Annotated in this window: 5 protein-coding genes; all 5 read right to left on the minus strand. The window is 54.7% G+C overall.

Annotated features, from left to right (window positions below):
- Nucleotides 1-34: 34 nt before the first annotated feature.
- The gene (locus IKG78_RS12150) at nt 35-301 is read right to left on the minus strand and encodes a hypothetical protein (protein ID WP_073324065.1); all 267 of its coding nucleotides are present in this window, start codon (nt 299-301) and stop codon (nt 35-37) included.
- A complete protein-coding gene (locus IKG78_RS12155; protein ID WP_073324063.1) occupies nt 285-602 on the minus strand; it encodes a hypothetical protein in 318 nt (105 codons plus the stop codon). Before IKG78_RS12155 ends, IKG78_RS12150 begins: the two co-directional genes overlap by 17 nt.
- Before the next feature lie 48 nt (nt 603-650).
- The gene (locus IKG78_RS12160; protein WP_073324061.1) at nt 651-917 is read right to left on the minus strand and encodes a hypothetical protein; all 267 of its coding nucleotides are present in this window, start codon (nt 915-917) and stop codon (nt 651-653) included.
- A 123-nt stretch (nt 918-1,040) separates the two neighbouring features.
- Nucleotides 1,041-2,024: a hypothetical protein gene (locus IKG78_RS12165; protein WP_088627504.1), complete on the minus strand. Its 984-nt coding sequence runs from the start codon at nt 2,022-2,024 to the stop codon at nt 1,041-1,043.
- Between the two features lie 11 nt (nt 2,025-2,035).
- The gene (locus IKG78_RS12170) at nt 2,036-2,341 is read right to left on the minus strand and encodes a hypothetical protein (RefSeq protein WP_290943816.1); all 306 of its coding nucleotides are present in this window, start codon (nt 2,339-2,341) and stop codon (nt 2,036-2,038) included.
- Between the last annotated feature and the right edge of the window lie 64 nt (nt 2,342-2,405).

Below are 2,405 nucleotides of genomic sequence, written 5' to 3' on the forward strand. Positions count from 1 at the left end.
AGCCAGGGCCTTCGTGCGTCAAGGAGGTATCTTCCTAAAATTCGTCCATCGTGAAGTGCGTCTTTCTCGCACATACGGCGATGCCGCCGCTGGAAATGACATTGTTGAGCCATTCCTTCAACCTGGACTTGCTAAACCACATCGGAGTGCCGCGTCCACCCGGCTGGTAAACTTCCAGCGGATAGACCAACTTGCCGTGACGGCTTTTTGCCAACAGCTTGTCGAAAGTGGATGTCGCCATCCCGATAAAATTCCCAGCCTCGGTACGGTCGAGAAATTCTTCATCAGCGATTATCTTCATCGGTACTCCTTTCACCATTCCTGGTGACGATATAATGCAGCGCGGCCACAAGTGGCAGCATAAAGTTTGACATGAGTCCAGACATGAACTTTTCATCATTAAACCCGAACTTCCGTGCTATCCCGCAGTAGCCCTTGGTAAGGCTCTCCGCAACGGCGAACTGCTTCGCCTCAAGCGGAATGTCCTTCATGGACTCGTCGTCCAGCACGGTTTCCTTATAAATGCGACAGAGCGAGCGTAGGCTAAGCCCTGCATCTTCCATCACGATTATCTGTTCAAGTTCCTTTTCCAGTCTGTCCATCTTCGATTCAATCCATCTAGGCCACCGCCTGCACCATGCAGCGGTCGGCTAAATCTTCACCTTGTTCCAGGAGACGTTCTCGCCTCCCTCGTAAACGAAATACTCCTTCGAGTTCACGCGTTCGTCGTCAATCTTTTCATAGACGCTGAACTTTATCCGTTCCTCAAGTGCGACGCCCGTACATTCCTTTACGACAGCTGCCATCCAGCGCAGAACGTGTGCATGGTCGTCGCAGGTAATCTTGAGTTCCGAAACGGTTACGCCCGGTACATTTGCGAAGGTTTCCTCGAACCTTCCTCTTGCTTCGTATGTCATTTGTTTTTTCCTTTATGTTTATTGGTTGTTGATTTTCTTAACTGTTGTTAGTCAAAGAAAGAACGCTGGCGATTCGCGCACCAGCAGCGCCGCAGCTTGGGTTAGAAAAAGCTGCGAGTTTTCTTAGTAAACAAACCGCACATGGCGCACTTTCCCATGCACTATGTCCGTAACGAGCTGCTTCGCGGCGGCTTCGTCAAGTCCGTAGTTCATCAGGTCTTCGAGTGCTTCCCGATTCGCCATGCGTCGGTATTGGCGTTCGTCGTCCGGGAAAAGCATCGCCTCGCGTGTCGCCTTGGCATCAGCTTCCCCGAAATCGACATTGGTCAATTTCTGTGCTTCCGCAGCTTCGCGCTTGGCCGCTTCCGCCTCGCGTTTTGCAGTTTCCGCTTCTTCTTGCGCCTTGCGCAGTTTTTCTTCCGTTTCGCGCTTCTCGGCTTCCGCCTTCTCACGCGCCGCCTTTTCAAAGTCCGCCTGACTCGCCCTCAAGCGTTCCAGTTCAGCTTTCTCCGCTTCCTGCTTCTCCGCGCTGGCGAGGATGCCGTTGACCTGGCGCCTCGCGTCGTTGATGGCGTCCATCGCTTCCTGGTAGCTTTCGTCCCAGTACTTGGCGTCGTGAACATGTGCTTCGATGGCCTCAAGCACCTGCCTGCACCCTTCGGAATTGCAGCCGATGGCCGTCGCGGGAATGTTGGAAATCTCCACGATTTCCTGCTGTCTAGCCTCGATTTCCCTGATGGGCGCCATGACCTCCTTCTGGAGCATTTCGAGCGTTTCCTTCACAAGCCGCCGCGTTTCATCGACGCGCTTGGGCTTCGCCTTGAGTTCCTTGGCGACCTGTGCGCCCCTGTCCTCGATGGCGGTCTTGAGCTTCGCGAGCTTGGCGTTCATCGCCTTGCGGGCCTTGAACCCTTCCTCGGTGTGAACGTCGGCAATCAGCCCACGCGCAATCTTCTTGACCTGGTTGAGCATCGGGACAAAGTTCTTCTTGTCCAGGAAAAGCGCCTCCGGGTCCATGCAGTCCGTCTTGACCGCGAACTGTTTTCCCTCGTCGATAAGGACGAGCGCGTTGGGATTCTTTTCTTCCATCACTTCTTCGGTTTCCATCGTCGCCTCCATTAGAACTCCACCTCCTGCATCATTCCGGCCTCCACGCGCTTCGCCTCGCGGTAGAATCCGTCAATCTGGTCAAGGCCCAGTTCTTCAAGACTGCGGCAGTTGTACGCCTTGAGCGTGTCCTTAATCGCGGCGGGAATCATCTTGTTGCACACCTCGATAAATTTCGCCTTGCGGTCGCCCGTGTGTTCCTGCGGCTGCTGTTCCGGCTTCGGGGCTTCCGCCCTTTCTACCGCTTCCTCAATCTTGATTTCCTTTTCAGGGTCAAGTCCCTGTTCCGGCGAAAGCTCCGCGCTCTCATAGGGCATCCCGCCGAACTCCACGGGGAAAGCGAGGCGGAACGCACGCGCAATCGCGACCTTCTCAAGCATG

The organism is Fibrobacter sp., from assembly GCF_017545445.1.
Lineage (GTDB): Bacteria > Fibrobacterota > Fibrobacteria > Fibrobacterales > Fibrobacteraceae > Fibrobacter.